Source organism: Jonesia denitrificans DSM 20603 (genome assembly GCF_000024065.1).
GTDB classification, from domain to species: Bacteria; Actinomycetota; Actinomycetes; order Actinomycetales; family Cellulomonadaceae; genus Jonesia; species Jonesia denitrificans.
Map to the genome: position 1 here is coordinate 849,703 of NC_013174.1, position 16,309 is coordinate 866,011.

The following is a 16,309-nucleotide window of genomic DNA, read 5'->3' on the forward strand; positions in this document are numbered from 1 at the left end:
ATGGGGGTTGTTGTACGGGCAGCGTGGCGTCAGGCACGGGCCATCCCTGATGGGCAAATGGCAGGTGCTGCGCTCGTGTGGTTGATCACGGTTCTCCTTCTTGGGACACCTGTTATGGCGTCAGCAGCGGTAGAGGCTCTCGTCGAGCACCGACTCGACCAGGTGTCTGGGTTAACGCGAGATCTTCGTGCTGTTGCTCAGCTTCCCGGGGACCAGTATGACCCGGACGGCAGTGGACGCGAGTGTAGTTTTGGGTGTCTTGCTGCGATGACAGGTGACGCGGGCCGTCAATCGCGTGACGTGTACAGTTCGTCACTCCACGCGGTCACAGGTGATGTTCGTGTTGCAGTTGTAGGGCGCGAGGATACAGCGTGGGTGCCTGCTGACTCACCGGTCCGTAACCCGTTGGTGTCGTTGACGGTGGTTCCTGGTTTTGACCGTGAGGTCACTGTCGTCGATGGTCGGCTTCCTGTCGAGTCTGCACAGACACCGGAGGTTGTGCTTGCGGTGGAGTCTGCTGACGCATTGCAGTGGGAGGTGGGGGAGACACGCACAGTGGGGACCGCTGACGTTGAGTTAGTGGGGACCTATTCGGCGCGTATCGAGGATGCCCCCGTGTGGGATCATGTTGCGGGGCTGAATGGTCCGCTGATTGATGACGATTTTAATGCCGGGTTGACCGTCACTGTTCGTGCTGTTCTTGCCGATGCGAGTGGCGTTGTTCCAGCCACTCCACCGTCGCTCACCATGTGGGTTCCGGTCATTCCTGAGGAAGTGAAGGACCCGTTGGGGACCGCCACTGAGCTTCGTGGGGTGGGCGGACGTGAGTTTGATGTGCTCGGGTTGCGTCTTCGGTTGACCAGCAGTGCCCCTGATGTTCTTGAAGCGGCGGCGTTGGCGAGCCGTCATGTTCTTGTCACGGCTGCGGCGTTCCTGGTGGTTGCGTTGACGGCTGCTGTGGTGGCGTTGGTGATGGTGATGCGGTTAATGGCCGATGCGCACTCAGACTTCCTGCGTGTCTTGCGAGCGCGCGGCGCTAGTGGGGGTGCGGTGTGGTGGGTGGGTGCACTCATTCGCTTGCGCGTTGTGGGTCTGGCGGTCGTTGCGGGGGTAGTCACTGTTGTCTTGGCGGCCCGTTATGGGCTGGAGAATGGGCGATGGGTGTCTCTTGCTGAGGCAGGCCGCGTGGTGTCCACGATATCTTCGCTCGAGTTGTCTGGAACTGACTTGGTGGCGCGAGTTGCCACGCTTGTGGGGGTGGTCGCGGTCACCAGTGTGGTGGGGGTTGCGGTCACTCGCTTTGTTGCTTCCCGGATTCCGTTGCGATCTCCGGGTGTGGTCCTTGCGGTGGCACGGATTCGTCACGAACGAGGGCACATGAGTGCGGTTGTATTGGTGACTGCTCTCACTATTGGTGTGGTAAGTGGTGCTGTGTTTTTGGTGGACAGTAACGTGCAACTGCGGGGGGTTGCTGAGAGCGCTGTGGGGGCAGATATTCGGGTCTCGAGTCAGCGGGTTGATGATGACACGGTGGAGCAGATCCGTACTGTTGAGGGTGTGGACAGGCTGACAACAGTGTCATGGGTTCCTGATGCTGCTGTGCGGATCGGGGGGGCACGGCAGGGGGTTAATCTGTATGTTGCAGATATTCAGTCGTTGGCTGAGCATTCTGCTTACGCGGTGCGTGTCGGTGATGTGTCGGCGTCGACAGCGGTGATGAGTTCAGGGCTGGCTGCTGACCTTGGAATCGTCGACGGGCAGACCGTTGGTGTTGATGTGGTGACAAGTCTTGGTGTTCTTCCCGAGCTGACTGTCACCGTGGTTGATGGTGCCCCGGGGCTACCTGCTGTGAATCGGTGGCTGATTGTTGATGCACAGTTCTTTGCCAGTGTTCCGCCGCCACGGGTTGTCTTTATTGATTGCAGCAGCGCGGACATAGCGGATATCGCCGCAACGGCGGAGTCTGTGTCCGTGGTTGTTCCGCATAGCACGGTGGAAATGTATCCTGAGGTTTTGGATGAAACAGCGCGTGACCCTGGCATCCACATGACCACGATGGCGGCATGGGGCGCCGTGATCACTGCCCTTCTTGCCGCGCTTGCTGGGACGTGGGCGTTACGTACTGCCATGGTTCGTTCCACCCGGTTGCAGAGGGAGATGTTGCGTTCTCTTCGGGTGTCACCTCGGATAGCGCAGACCTCGCACAGCATGACTCAGGTATTTGTGTGTGCACCGGCAGTTGTGGTGGCTAGCGGTGCCGCTGTTCTTATTGCTCACTTTCTCACTGAAACGCTTACATGATGACCAAGGATTCCACGGTGCCCTCCACACGCCATATCTGGAGTGAACATAGCCAGCCTGATGTGTCTGACGCTGACATCCTCGTGCGCGATCTGGTGAAAATCTATGCGTCAACTGGGGTTGAGGTCCAAGCACTTCAGGGTCTCAGTCTCAAAGTGTCTCGTGGGGAAGTGGTGGCGATCATTGGGGCGTCTGGGTCTGGGAAATCAACGTTGCTTTCCATTTTGTCTGGCCACAACACTCCGACGGCAGGGCAAGCATGGGTTGCGGGTCGCAACTTGACCACGCTGACCCCTCGGCAACGAATCCATTTTGCTCGCTCGAGTGTGGGGTTCGTGTGGCAGAACACGACAAAGAACCTCATATCGCATTTGAGTGTGCTTGATAATGTCATGCTCCCGTTAGGTCTTGGTGCAGGTGAGCCGCATCGCTTGCGTACTCGCCGTGCGCAACGGAGACGCGCCTATGAGGTACTCACGTCGTTGCAGTTGGATGGACATGCGCACTTGTTCCCTGCCGCCCTCAACAGTGCAGAGCAGCAGCGGCTTGCTATCGCCGTGGCCCTTGCTGGTCACCCTCGTGTCATTCTTGCTGATGAGCCTACTGGCGACTTAGATGATCACGCGTCACGTGATGTGTTGGCTGCGTTCACGGATGTGAGCGGGCAGTTCGGCACAACTGTGGTTGTTGTGACTCACGACCCGACCATTGCGAATCATGTCCAACGAACAATTGCCATCCGCGATGGGCGCACATCGTTGGAAGTGCTGCGTCGTACCACTACAACGCCTGATGGGCAGGTGACTGAAGTTGTGGAAGAATTTGCTGTGATTGATCAGGTGGGACGCGTCCAGATCCCTGCTGAGTTCACCCACGAGCTAGGGTTGGTGGACAGGGTTCGTCTGGCCATGACAGATGGACACGTGGAAATTAGGCCGGAGGGGCACTCATGACAATTGATGCGCCCCTGGTGGAACTCACAGATGTGACCTTCCGGTACCCAAAGACTCAGTCATCGTTTACTTTGTTTGTGCCAACTTTTGTCGTGCAGCCGGGAGAGATACTGGCTATTACAGGACGCTCTGGTGCGGGAAAAACAACTCTTCTTCATCTCATCGCTGGGTTGTTGGCACCGCAGCAGGGGACTGTGACGACTGGCGCACCGTGGGCGCACATCCCTCAAGAACTTGCACTGTTTGATGTTCTCACTGCGCTTGAGAATGTGACGCTTCCCTTGCATGTGGCTGGGGTCGACGAGTCGATGAGAGTTGCACGAGCGCGCCTGGCGCTTGCATCGGTGGGGTTGGACCGGCACGAACGCCAACGTCCTCCACAATTATCGGGAGGGCAATGCCAACGTGTTGCTATTGCCCGAGCGCTCGCGCAACAATCTCCACTCCTGCTCGCCGACGAGCCAACTGCCCAACTCGACTCGACGAGTGCCAAAAATGTGATGGACCTCATCCATGAGATCGGACACGAGGGCAAACGGGGAGCAATCGTGACAACTCATGACCCTCTCGTGGTTGCGCGGGCTGATCGCGTCCTTGAGATTCGTGACGGAACCATCCACGAACGAGACACGTGAAGTACGATTGCATAGGCCATCGTGTGAACGACGCCGAACGCGCCACAACGGCGCCTTCCACGTTCCAAGGCCTGCGCCCCTGACCGCGAAACACCGGGCGCCCTTCGTGTCATCAACCCCGAAATGAGCTCTTCATGTCAGTGCGCTCCAACCTGCGCAATGTAGCGATCGTTGCCCACGTCGACCACGGTAAAACTACCCTCGTCGACGCCATGTTGCGTCAAGCCGGCGCCTTCGATCCCCGCGCGCAACTTGAGGAGCGCGTCATGGACTCCGGCGACCTTGAACGTGAAAAGGGCATCACAATCCTCGCCAAAAACACCGCCATCCAATACGCGGGCCCAGCAGCGCAGGCCGCCGGACACGCAGATGGCATCACGATCAACGTGATCGACACCCCCGGCCACGCTGACTTCGGTGGTGAGGTAGAACGCGGCCTGTCCATGGTTGACGGCGTTGTGCTCCTTGTCGATTCCTCCGAAGGGCCGCTCCCACAAACTCGTTTTGTGCTGCGTAAAGCACTTGCCGCAAAACTCCCCGTGATCTTGGTGGTCAACAAGGTAGACCGCTCCGATGCACGCATCGAAGAGGTCGTCTCTGAAGCAACGGATTTACTTCTCGGGCTTGCCTCAGACCTTGCTGAGGAGATGGACCTCGACCTCGAGTCTGTCCTGGATGTCCCCGTTGTGTACGCGGCAGCAAAAGCTGGCCGTGCCAGCATGGAGCAACCCGCTGACGGAACTTTGCCGGACAACGACAACCTCGAGCCACTGTTCGCGACCATCATCGAAAAGATTCCAGCCCCCACCTACGATGAAGCAACCCCACTGCAAGCGCACGTGACGAACTTGGACGCGTCACCATTCCTTGGGCGACTGGCATTGCTGCGCATCCACAATGGAACTATTCGCAAAGGTCAACAAGTCGCGTGGTGCCGCACCGATGGTTCTATCCAGCAAGTGAAAGTCACTGAACTGTTGGAAACCAAGGGTCTCGACCGCGAACCGACCGAATCTGCCGGTCCTGGTGATATTGTTGCGGTCGCAGGAATCGCAGACATCATGATCGGTGAAACCCTCGCTGACATCGACGATCCACGCCCATTGCCCGTGATCACAGTTGACGACCCGGCGATCTCCATGACTGTGGGAATCAACACCTCACCATTGGCCGGAAAAGGCGGTAAAGGCCACAAAGTCACGGCCCGTCAAGTTAAGGACCGCCTCGACTCAGAGCTAGTGGGTAACGTGTCGCTCCGGGTCCTGCCCACCGAACGCCCAGATGCGTGGGAAGTGCAAGGACGTGGTGAACTTGCTCTCGCAATCCTGGTGGAACAGATGCGTCGTGAAGGCTTTGAACTCACTGTGGGTAAACCACAAGTGGTGACCAAGAAGATCGACGGCAAAGTGCACGAACCCATGGAACGCATGACCATTGACGTTCCAGAAGAATACCTCGGTGCAGTCACCCAGCTTATGGCGCAACGCAAAGGGCGCATGGAAACCATGACGAACCACGGTTCGGGCTGGGTGCGCATGGAATTTGTTGTTCCCGCCCGTGGTCTCATTGGGTTCCGGACCCGATTCCTCACCGAAACCCGCGGGACAGGGATCGCCTCATCCATCGCTGAAGGGTACGAACCATGGGCTGGACCCATTGAGACTCGCAACAACGGGTCACTTGTAGCCGACCGTGCTGGTGCCGTCACCCCCTTTGCCATGATTAACCTCCAAGAACGCGGAACATTCTTTGTCGACCCAACCCAAGAGGTCTATGAAGGCATGGTCGTGGGAGAGAACTCCCGCAGCGAAGACATGGACGTCAACATCACCAAAGAAAAGAAACTGACGAACATGCGGTCCTCAACAGCCGACTCTTTTGAGAACCTTGTGCCACCACGCAAACTCACGCTTGAAGAGTGCCTTGAGTTTGCACGCGAAGACGAATGCGTCGAAATCACCCCAGAGATCATCCGCATCCGTAAAGTGATCCTTGACGCCACCGAACGTGCCCGGGCTACCGCCCGTGCGAAGCGCGCATAACTAGGCGACGCGCAGCATGACGCATCAGGTGGGCGTGACCATCCACGAGGTAGTACCACAAGGACACCTCCTGGCGGTGCACGCCCACCCTGACGACGAAACACTGTTCACCGGTGGACTCATCGCCTTGTGGCGGGCCGCAGGCTTACCGGTCACTGTGGTGACCTGCACCCGTGGTGAACAAGGCGAAGTCATTCCGGAGCGTCTTGCACATGTTGGTGTGAACGCCCAGTTGCTTGGGGACTACCGGACCACGGAGTTACGGCGTGCCATGGCGGCACTGGGTCCTGGTATTCACCAGATATTCCTGGACGAGTTATCCCCTCCTGGTCATCAAGATCATGACGCAATGAGGTACACAGACTCTGGCATGCAGTGGGCGGGCACGGGGCTTCCTGGTGTCTCGGGGCAAGCAACCGCTGCCCCAGACGCACCACCGACTGCGCTGACGCGGCAACCACTGGCGGAACAAGCAGAACGCCTCGCCGCACTCATCACCACTCTTGCTCCCCACACTGTGGTCACCTATGAGCCAGGTGGAGGGTACGGGCACCCCGACCACGTCCGCGCCGTACAGATCACCCAAGCAGCAGTGCAGATTGCACAGGGCGATGGTTCGCACGGTCAGCCAACTCATGTGTGGGGGTGTGTTCAGCCAGCTGAGCTTGCGCGCTGGGGGCGCGCCCAGATGGCCGATGTGCCCCGGAATGCGACCGCGCTTCTTCCTGACCCCCATGGGCCTCTCCCCTCATTGAACAGCCATTCACCGCGCATGATGCATCTTGCGCACACCTTGCCCGTGGCGCATCAGGTTATGGACGCTCTACGCGCCTATGACACCCAAGTGCACTGGGTGCGGGACGAGCCCCACCCATCACCAGAGCGTGAGTACCACGGTCACAAGGTTGCCGTGCTTGGGTCCTATGCGTTGTCCAACAACATCCTCGCACCTGTCTACTCGGCCGAGTTCTACGCTGATCTCAGCGACCTGTCAGATAACCTTCAGCAGTGATCGGTACGCTCCCCACATGACGACAAGCAAACGCGACATCACACTCGCAGTGTTCGACCACACCCTGTCCGCGGGACTTGGGCTCTTCATCGCAGCGCTCGGGACAACAATCCACCGCCAATGGCAGCCCTACACACTCATCGCGTTGCTTGTCACCATCGTCATCGCAACGATCATGCTCAGAGCATGGCGTGGACTTTCCCTCGTGATTCCCTTCGGAGCTGCGATTATCATTACCGTGCAAGTCCTCATGCAAAGTGGACCCGGGGGAGACGTACTTCTCCCAGACCAACCCATCAGCTACGTGTGGATCATTGGGTCAATCGCGACAGTTGGACTGGGATGTTTCACCCCACGATCATGGTTTCGTGACGAAAAGGTGACGAGAACTTCCACAACAGTTGCGTAAAATGAACGATGGTGTCCGCGCGCGACAACACCACATCACTCACTCACACCATCGTGACTAATTCTGGAGCAGGACATGACACAGGGCGCTGATCCTCAGCCCAACAAGGCCAAGGACCACCCCGGGGAGCCCGCAACCCCCAAGCCCACGCCATCACAGGACACACCTGGTGACAAGGCACCCACCCCCGACGACAACGGTACTGCTCAACCAACAACCGACACCTCACCTGGAACATCCCCAGCAACTGAAGGTGACGCGACTGCGACTTCAGTTCCAAAATCAGCAGGTTCGCCGACCACACCGGCTGACGCACAGGCCGCTGACGACAAGGCTGCCAGCGGAAAAACCACCGACGACAAGGCTGCCAGCGAAAAAACCACCGACGACAAGGCTGCCAGCGGAAAAACCACCGACGACAAGGCTGCCAGCGGAAAAACCACCGACGACAAGGCTGCCAGCGAAAAGGCCACCGAGCCACAGGAAGCTACACCGCCCGCGCCAAAGAAGCGCTCCGCAGCGCCCATCCCCATCTTGTCCACACCACCACAAGATCCGCTTGCGCCCATCAGCAGTGCACCAGAAAAAACAGGACAACCATCGGCAGCGTCCCCACCGCAGCCAACTCGTCAACCAGAGGCGAGCGACATTCCTGCCCCCAAGGCGGCAGACACACCCGCAACGCCACAACGCACGTCGGTGAAAAGCACGACCTCACCCACCGCGGGACCAGCGCCGACAAAGAAACTCGTGCCCCCAGCTAGCGTGCCAACCGCGCAAGCCGAGCCCCCCGCGCAAGCCGAGCCCCCCGCGCAAGCCGAGCCCCCCGCGCAAGCCGAGCCCGCATCCTCTGCCAGCACATCAGCAAGCCCCGCACGGGTCACTTTGGACGACATCGACAATGCAGAACTCACACGAACCTGGCCACGCGCCGTGGGAATCGGAGCGGCAGTTCTCGTTGTTCTCGCCGGTCTTTACCTCGGTGCCCAATGGGCATTTGCGGACACTATTGCGCGGGGAACCACGGTTGCTGGTGTCGATGTGGGCGGGCAGTCCGCTGATGATGCCCGCGCAACCCTTGAATCCGAGCTCACTCCCCGGCTCACAGACACCGTGGAACTGACCGCCGAGGACAAACGGGCATCTTTTGACCCCGCCGAAGCCGGAATCCAACTGAACCCAGATGCCACTCTTGCAGATCTCACCGGCTTTACCCTCTCTCCGGCAAGGCTGTGGGACCACATCGTGGGAGGGTCCGATGTCACTCCGATCCTCGAGGTTGACGACGCTGCGCTCACCGACACGATGAAAGCGCTGTCAGTTGACCTTGAAGAAGAACCTGTCAATGGAACCGTAGCATTTGCTGATGGTGAAGCAGTTGCGAGCAAAGCTGAGGATGGGCGGGGGATCGACATCGCCCAAGCCAAAGCGCGCATCCTTGACACAATTGTCACGCCAACCCGCCCCATCGCACTCGACGTGGTCGTCAAAGAACCTGAGATCACGCAAGACATCACTGACGAATTCTATGCCCAAGCGCAAACCATGGCATCGGGACCTGTTGAGGTGTCAGTTGATGGAAAAGACATTGAACTTCCCGTCAAAGCGTTCACCAAAGCAATCACGGTGAAAGCCGAAAACGGGACCATGGAGTTCTTGTTTGATGGAGAACGCCTTGGCAAAGAAGTCCTTAAACGGGTGGATGGTCTCCTCACAGAAGCAGAAGATGCCCATTTTGAGTTCCAAGACGGAAAACCTGTCATCGTGCCAGGGAAATCAGGGACACGCATCGACAATGACCAATTGGCTCAAGCAGTATCCACTGCAGCTACTCAGCAATTGGGGGAGCGCTCCACCACTGTTGAACTTGTTGAAGCTGAGCCAGATGCATCGGTGGAGGCACTAGAAGAGCTAGGGATCAAGGAACGCGTCGCTCACTTTAAAACCCCACTGACCAATGACTACCTGCGTACGGAAAACCTTCGTCTCGCAGCCCAACGGATCACCGGGTACCTCGTGGAGCCCGGTGAGGAGTTCAACCTCCTTGAAGTAATTGGACCTGTCACTGCGGCCAATGGGTATCACGCCGCTGGTGTTGTGGTCAACGGAATCCACACAGATGGGGTTGGTGGTGGACTGTCCCAAATGTCAACCACCACATACAACGTCGGTTTCTTCGCAGGAATGACTGACATTGCCCACCGTCCGCACTCCTACCACTTTTCCCGCTACCCAGAGGGCCGCGAATCCACGATCTTCGTGGGATCGATTGACATGATTTGGCGCAATGACTCGCCACACGGTGTACTCATGCGTTCGTACATTTCGGGCGGTAATCTCCACGTGGAGGCCTGGTCAACGAAAACGTACAAGGTGGAAACAACCACCTCGCCGCGATCCAATGTGGTCCCTGCGACGATGACGACCGTGACAGCGGCGAACTGTGAAGCGCAACCCATCGGTAGCCCAGGGTTCACTGTGACTGTGACCCGTAAAGTCACCGAAATTGACAGCGGCAAGGTGGTCATCGACGAAGCGAACACCTGGCGGTATAAACCTGATCATGGTGTGACGTGCAAGAAACCGGAGTCCAAGAAAGACAAAGACGAGGACGAATAGACCATGCTAGGAAAAAGCGCCCGCGAATCCACCATCCACGCAGCCCAAGCTGCGCAGAGCGCACAGTGGGCCCGTGCGGGTGATGAACTGCTCGACCTCGGGTCACGTGCGTCAACGTTGTCGACGATCGCATCGATTGAGGCTATTAGTGCGGTAGTGCACATCGGTCACCCTGCTCAGCCTGACCCCGAACTTGAGCGACTGCTTCTCACTGGTGATGACGCCCTCATTATTACTGCAGCTGTTCACATCACTCCGCAATGGGTGTTGGCAGCGCGCAGCGAATCCACAAGTGGCACAGTCCTTGCTGACGAAGCGGGGATGCGTGATTGCCGTACTGAGTTGCGGGCGCTGGGGTTAGTTCCCCAAGTCGTTCCCACTCATATGCCCATGGCTGAGCGTGTTGCGATCGCAGGACCTGACGATTTGTTGTTAGTCGAGCGTGCCATGATCCCCGTCGGGTACACAGAAATTGCCCTATCATCGCGCCTTCGTGACTTGTCAGAGCTGTGGTACGGGCTGCTGGAAGCATCCCGCGGGTTACCGTCCTTTAGTGATCCTGCTCAGATTTGGTTGGCGTTTGGTCCACAGGAAGACCATGAAGGGTCGTTGTTGTCGACGTTGACGGTGTTCGCAGACCACAGCGTTGACCTGCAGCATTTACGTAGCGCCCGGGCAGCATCGGGCACGCACGTATTTTTGTCGTCGTTTGGGATCCCCTCCTCAACCCATTTGCGAGGGTTGCTGGACACTCTTGAAGGGCGCGGCATTGATTACCGGATCCTTGCGGTCATCCCGGGGACACAGCACCCGCACGGTCCTGACGCCATCAACCCGGTGTGGGACAACGAACTGTATACGCGTCGGTGAATGAGCATGGTTGAGCAGTGCGTGTACCTTGGCCCTGAGGGCACGTTTACGCACGATGCGGCACGGGCGGCAGTGCCCCCGAACGTGCGCCTCGCTCCACTTGACGATGTGCGCGCTGTGTACGCAGCAGTGGAACGTGGCGACGCGCGCTGGGGAGTTGTCGCCATTGAGAGTTCTGTCGAGGGGTACGTCATCCCGTCTCTTGATGCGCTGGTTGCGGCACGCAATGTCGTTGCTGTGGCGGAGGTGTTTCGCGAAATTTCATTCGATGCGTTTGTGCCGGCCGGTGCCCTAGGGCAGGCGACTCATGTTGTGGGTCACCCTGTGGGGCTCGCGCAGTGCGCCGACTTCATCGCAACCCGTGGGCTCAAAGCCGTTCCTGCCGCGTCGAATGCTGCCGCGTGCCGTGACGTGCAGCCACACGAGATCGCGCTCGCACCTGCGGTGTGTGGTGAGTTGTATCCGGTCACACGCATTGCATCGGGTGTGGAGGATTTTTCGGGTGCACGAACCCGCTTTTTCTTGATTACTCAGCGGTCACGAGGCGTCAGCGTGGTGGATTCTCGTGCTGATGCATCGATGATTGCCATTACTCCGCGCGCTACTGGGCCGGGGGTGTTGGCCCGGATCGCACAGGCTTTTGGGGATCACGGGATCAACATGTCGTCGTTGATCACCAGACCGTTGAAGGCGCTCAGTGGCAAGTACACGTTCATTGTGACTGTCGATGCGCCAACGTGTGCCCCAGCAATGCAGGCTGTGCTGCACGACCTCATGGATCATGACGATGCCTTGAAAACGTTGGGTGTGTATGTGCGTTCTGGTCAACTCGATCAAGGAATTGATGAGTCACGGATAGCCCCGGGGTCAGTCGGTCGTGAGGATTCGGGTGATGTTGTTGATCACGCATTGTTGTGGGGTGGTGTGGGCTTGTGAATGTGACAATCATTGGTCTGGGGTTGATTGGTGGGTCGGTGGCGCGTGCCTGCGCTGAACAGAAGCTGATGGTGTCCTCCTGGGATCCGAACCCCGACACGCGCGCTGCAGCGCGAGCTTGGGGAATACCGGTGGCTGAGAGCCGGGAAGCGGCTGTGGAACACGCCGACCTGGTTGTTGTCGCGACTCCGTTGGTGGCAATGGAGCAGACCTTTCAGTGGCTTGCGCAGTGTGCCCCACCACAGGCTGTGATCACCGATGTAGGGTCGGTGAAGGAACCGGTGATCGCGCACGCTGTGGCTCATGGTGTGGGTGATCGTTTTGTTGCCGGCCACCCGATGGCTGGTGCTGAGTCCAGTGGTTTCGACGCTGCCTCGTCGTCGCTGTTTCGCGGTGCGACGTGGGCGGTCACCCCTTTACCTCTCACTCAGGTTGATCGCGTGTTGGTCGTGGCGCGGTTTGTGATGGGGGTGTTGGGTGCGCGGGTGATGTTTCTGACCCCAGATATTCACGATGCGGGTGTGGCGTTGGTCAGTCATGTCCCGCATGTGTTGGCGCATGAACTGCGTGGTGTGGTGGGCCAGGACCGGCATGGCCGGGTCGCGCAGGCGTTGGCTGCGGGGAGTTTTCGGGATATGACCAGGGTGGCGCGCGGGGATGCGGTGCGGAACGCGGCGATGGTGTGGGAGAACCGTGATCAGGTGTCGAGGGTGTTGGACGTGATGATTGCTGATTTCACTGATCTACGTCGGGTGTTGGGTTCGGCGTCGGATCAGGGTGATGTTGAGGCGTTCTTCACTCGTGGTGGCACTGTTTCTGAATCTGATCGTGCCCACGCGACGCTGACAGTCACCCAAGACACTCCCGTGAGTGTGCTCACCGCGTTGGGGGAGTTAGGACACCTCGTGGTTGCGCTCACCGATGTTGATGACCAACCCGGTCATGGCGCCCATCTCACGTTTGCCGCGCACCACGGGGTGAGTTAGTCCTCGATTGTGCGTGGCCGTCGCCGTGGCGGCGGTGGTGGCACAGGTTTACCTATGGCGATCTGGTGGGCCGGGATAATGACTTCGCCGCGGCGAGTATCCAGAGTTAAGCCGGCCTCTGAGGTGGCAATGATGACACCGAGGTGGTCGGTGTACCGGTGACACGCATCGTCGATCAAGGTCGCGCGTACCATGACGCGTTGTCCCACCGGCCACTGTCGCCACACCGAGGCGTGCATCACATCAGGGGGTGCTTGGGGCTGTGGGTTGTTGGCTTCGCCGGGCTCAGTTGTATCGTTGCTCATGACAAGTCCACGGTACACCGAGCACGGTGAGGTTGTTTGTTAACGAACAGCCGCCTACTGATCGAGAGTGCTGCCTGGTGCACTGGTGGGCGATAATAAAGGGCAAGCACCATCTGCCGGTTGTGAAAGGACAAGCACGTGACCTACGTGATCGCCAAGCCTTGCGTCGACGTCAAGGACAAAGCGTGCATCGAGGAATGCCCCGTTGATTGCATTTACGAGGGAAACCGTTCGCTGTACATCCACCCTGATGAATGTGTGGATTGTGGTGCGTGCGAACCGGTGTGCCCGGTGGAGGCAATCTACTACGAAGATGATGTCCCTGAAGAGTGGTCAGAGTTCTATCAGGCGAACGTTGAGTTTTTTGACGATCTCGGTTCCCCTGGTGGTGCAGCAAAGATGGGGCAGATCGATAAGGATCACGCCATCGTTGAGGCACTTCCACCTCAGGCGTGATGCCGCGTGGGGTTTGCTGACATTTCCCACATTGCATTTCCGTGGGACCTGCTTACTGGCTTTGCTGCGCATGCGCGTGCACACCGGGACGGCTTGATTGATCTGTCTGTGGGGACTCCCATTGACGACACCCCTGAGATTATTCAACAGGCGCTTGCGCAGGCTGCTAGTGCTCCTGGATATCCGGCGACTGCGGGTAGTGTTGATCTGCGTCAGGCGGTGGTTGAGTGGTTTGCGCGCCGCCGTCAGGTGCCAGGGCTTGATCCACGCGGAGTGATGCCCACGGTCGGTTCCAAGGAGTTTGTGGGACTGGTGGCATCATTGTTGGGGTTGGGACCAGGCGACGTTGTCGTGCACCCTGATGTTGCTTACCCCACCTACGATGTGGGTGCGCGGCTTGCCGGGGCGGCACCTTTCGCGGCGTCTGATGTGGATCAGTGGCGTCATAACCCTCGGGTGCGGTTGGTGTGGGTGAACTCGCCAGGGAACCCCCATGGCCGTGTTGCCTCAATTTCTGAGTTACGCGATGTTGTACATGCTGCTCGAGCGCTTGGTGCAGTGGTCATTAGCGATGAGTGCTATGCAGAGTTGGCGTGGTCACCTGAGTTACGAGACGGCGGTGTACCGAGCCTGTTGGATCCACGGGTCACTGACGGTGATCTTTCCAACCTTCTGGTGACGTATTCGTTGTCGAAACAGTCCTCAATTGCGGGTTATCGGGCCGCGTTTGTGGCAGGTGACGTTTCTGTTGTGCAGAGGCTCATTGCGACTCGTAAGCACCTGGGAATGATTGTTCCTGCACCGGTGCAACACGCGATGGCTGTTGCTCTTCGTGACGATGCGCATGTTGCTGATCAGCGTGCCCGCTATGGTCGCCGCCGAGCGCTGATGCGTCCTGTTCTTGAGAGTGCTGGTGTTGCGTTGTCACATTCTGAAGCTGGATTGTATCTGTGGGGATCGGCATCACGTGCGCTGGGTACGTTGTCTGATGAAGCGACCCGACTCGCAGTGACTGCGAGGGGAGAACTCCCCGGTGAGTGCTGGGATGTTGTCGGTTACTTCGCTGACCGGGGAATTCTTGTGGCGCCAGGGGCTTTTTATGGTCGGGCTGGTGCCGATCACGTTCGGATTGCTTTGACCAGTTCCGACTCAAGTATTGACCAATTCATTACCCGACTCTCATAATTGCATGAAGATCATTGTGGGTTCCTCCAGTAAATAGAGGCTCTCGTTGTGATTGTTATCACGTGAACATTAGGTCTTTTGGCCCCATCGAACTTCAGTTTTCGAGCAATTGGCGGGTACCGTCAGATACAGACAGCACAAGTGGCTGCTGGAACCGGATGCGTAACGATGACCGAACCGTTACCCGGTGACACGGCGTTCTGCGGCTGATGACGGCGTCAGTGCGCAAGAAAGGATGACATGTCTGACAACCCACAGGCACATGTATCGCTGCACGTAGGGGATGACACCCATGAACTGCCCATCGTGCGGGCGAACGAAGGAAATGACGGAATCGTTGTTTCATCTTTGCTGAAGTCCACGTCGATGGTGACCGTAGACCCAGGCTTCATGAACACCGCATCATGCGAATCACAAATCACCTACATTGATGGTGATGCTGGGATCCTTCGCTACCGTGGTTACCCCATTGATCAACTAGCGGAGAAATCCTCGTTCCTCGAGGTCGCCTACCTCCTCATTCATGGGGAACTACCCACAGCAGACGAGCTGTCAGCCTTCGAAGCTCGCGTCAACCGGCACACCCTTGTTCCTGAAGGGTTCCGTACCTTCATGGGAACATTCCCGGTGAAAGCGCACCCAATGGCCGTCATGGCGTCGGCCATTAATGCACTGTCGACCTTCTACCCGGAGTCGCTGAACCCCTTTGACGACGACACTGTCGAACTCGCCACTGTGCTGTTGCTAGCAAAAGCGCGCACAATCACCTCCTACCTTCACCGGCGCCGCCATGGTGAACCGTTGCTCTACCCCGATTACTCACGCGGGTACGTGGAAGACTTCCTCCGCATGACATTCTCCGCGCCCTACCACAGCTACGATGTGGACCCCACGGTGGTTGACGCACTCGACAAACTCCTCATCTTGCACGCAGACCATGAGCAAAACTGCTCCACCTCAACCGTGCGTGTCGTCGGGTCAAGTCACGCGAATCTCTACGCATCTGTTGCCGCGGGGATCAACGCATTGTCTGGTCCACTCCACGGTGGCGCCAACGAATCTGTCCTTCAAATGCTCACGGCCATTTCCGAAAACGGGGGAGACCCCAAACAATTCATGGAGCGTGTCAAGAACAAAGAAGACGGCGTACGCCTCATGGGCTTTGGCCACCGGGTCTACAAGAATTACGACCCACGGGCCGCGATCGTCAAAGAGTCCGCACACGCTGTGTTAGCGACCCTGGGACAGCAAGACGAACTCCTGGATATCGCCATGGAACTTGAAGAAATCGCTCTCAACGACGACTACTTCATCTCCCGTAAGCTCTACCCGAACGTCGACTTCTACACCGGGCTCATCTACAAGGCAATGGGATTTGAACCAGCCATGTTCACCCCACTCTTTGCGCTAGGGCGCATGCCAGGGTGGATCGCCCAATGGCGCGAGATGATGAAGGACCCACAAACCAAGATCGGGCGACCACGTCAGATCTACACCGGGGCAACAGAGCGCAACTACGTTGATCTAGCGAACCGACCACCATCGGGCAGCGCCACTCACTAAGTACAGCAGACGCCGTGCACACAACATAGCGGGGGCC

At 58.2% G+C, this 16,309-nt stretch carries 14 protein-coding genes; 13 read left to right on the forward strand and 1 reads right to left on the reverse strand.

Annotated features, from left to right (window positions below; translation table 11 throughout):
* From JDEN_RS12930 to JDEN_RS04005, 10 genes are all read left to right on the forward strand, one after another.
* A complete protein-coding gene (locus JDEN_RS12930; protein ID WP_015771080.1) occupies positions 1 to 2,301 on the forward strand; it encodes a hypothetical protein in 2,301 nt (766 codons plus the stop codon).
* A 17-nt stretch (positions 2,302 to 2,318) separates the two neighbouring features.
* Entirely contained in the window at positions 2,319 to 3,254 is a 936-nt protein-coding gene (locus JDEN_RS03965) for an ABC transporter ATP-binding protein (RefSeq protein WP_015771081.1), read from the forward strand.
* Positions 3,251 to 3,889 carry an ABC transporter ATP-binding protein gene (locus JDEN_RS03970; protein WP_015771082.1) on the forward strand — a complete coding sequence of 213 codons (639 nt, stop codon included), beginning with the start codon at positions 3,251 to 3,253 and terminating at the stop codon, positions 3,887 to 3,889. The genes JDEN_RS03965 and JDEN_RS03970 overlap by 4 nt, the downstream gene beginning before the upstream one ends.
* A 134-nt stretch (positions 3,890 to 4,023) precedes the next feature.
* A complete protein-coding gene (typA, locus tag JDEN_RS03975) occupies positions 4,024 to 5,931 on the forward strand; it encodes a translational GTPase TypA (RefSeq protein WP_015771083.1) in 1,908 nt (635 codons plus the stop codon).
* Positions 5,932 to 5,947: 16 nt separating this feature from the next.
* Complete coding sequence (locus JDEN_RS03980; RefSeq protein WP_015771084.1) at positions 5,948 to 6,943, forward strand: PIG-L family deacetylase; 996 nt, start codon at positions 5,948 to 5,950, stop codon at positions 6,941 to 6,943.
* 16 nt (positions 6,944 to 6,959) lie between these two features.
* Positions 6,960 to 7,352, forward strand: a complete 393-nt coding sequence (locus JDEN_RS03985) for a hypothetical protein (protein WP_015771085.1) — start codon at positions 6,960 to 6,962, stop codon at positions 7,350 to 7,352.
* 75 nt (positions 7,353 to 7,427) lie between these two features.
* Positions 7,428 to 9,971, forward strand: a complete 2,544-nt coding sequence (locus JDEN_RS03990; protein WP_015771086.1) for a VanW family protein — start codon at positions 7,428 to 7,430, stop codon at positions 9,969 to 9,971.
* 3 nt (positions 9,972 to 9,974) lie between these two features.
* Complete coding sequence (locus JDEN_RS03995) at positions 9,975 to 10,841, forward strand: ACT domain-containing protein (protein ID WP_015771087.1); 867 nt, start codon at positions 9,975 to 9,977, stop codon at positions 10,839 to 10,841.
* Positions 10,842 to 10,847: 6 nt separating this feature from the next.
* Positions 10,848 to 11,777 carry a prephenate dehydratase gene (locus JDEN_RS04000; protein WP_049754420.1) on the forward strand — a complete coding sequence of 310 codons (930 nt, stop codon included), beginning with the start codon at positions 10,848 to 10,850 and terminating at the stop codon, positions 11,775 to 11,777.
* On the forward strand, positions 11,774 to 12,763 hold the full coding sequence (locus tag JDEN_RS04005; RefSeq protein WP_015771089.1) for a prephenate dehydrogenase: 990 nt from the start codon (positions 11,774 to 11,776) through the stop codon (positions 12,761 to 12,763). The genes JDEN_RS04000 and JDEN_RS04005 overlap by 4 nt, the downstream gene beginning before the upstream one ends.
* On the opposite strand, the gene JDEN_RS14070 is transcribed toward JDEN_RS04005, so the two are convergent.
* Complete coding sequence (locus JDEN_RS14070; protein ID WP_015771090.1) at positions 12,760 to 13,068, reverse strand: hypothetical protein; 309 nt, start codon at positions 13,066 to 13,068, stop codon at positions 12,760 to 12,762. The two genes, JDEN_RS04005 and JDEN_RS14070, sit on opposite strands and share 4 nt — an antisense overlap.
* 138 nt (positions 13,069 to 13,206) lie before the next feature.
* Between JDEN_RS14070 and fdxA the strand changes: the two genes are divergently transcribed.
* The 3 genes from fdxA (at position 13,207) to JDEN_RS04025 (ending at position 16,272) form a co-directional block, all read left to right on the forward strand.
* Complete coding sequence (fdxA, locus tag JDEN_RS04015) at positions 13,207 to 13,524, forward strand: ferredoxin (RefSeq protein ID WP_015771091.1); 318 nt, start codon at positions 13,207 to 13,209, stop codon at positions 13,522 to 13,524.
* Positions 13,525 to 13,530: 6 nt separating this feature from the next.
* Positions 13,531 to 14,709 carry a succinyldiaminopimelate transaminase gene (dapC, locus tag JDEN_RS04020; protein WP_015771092.1) on the forward strand — a complete coding sequence of 393 codons (1,179 nt, stop codon included), beginning with the start codon at positions 13,531 to 13,533 and terminating at the stop codon, positions 14,707 to 14,709.
* 240 nt (positions 14,710 to 14,949) lie between these two features.
* A complete protein-coding gene (locus JDEN_RS04025) occupies positions 14,950 to 16,272 on the forward strand; it encodes a citrate synthase (protein ID WP_015771093.1) in 1,323 nt (440 codons plus the stop codon).
* Positions 16,273 to 16,309: the final 37 nt, after the last annotated feature.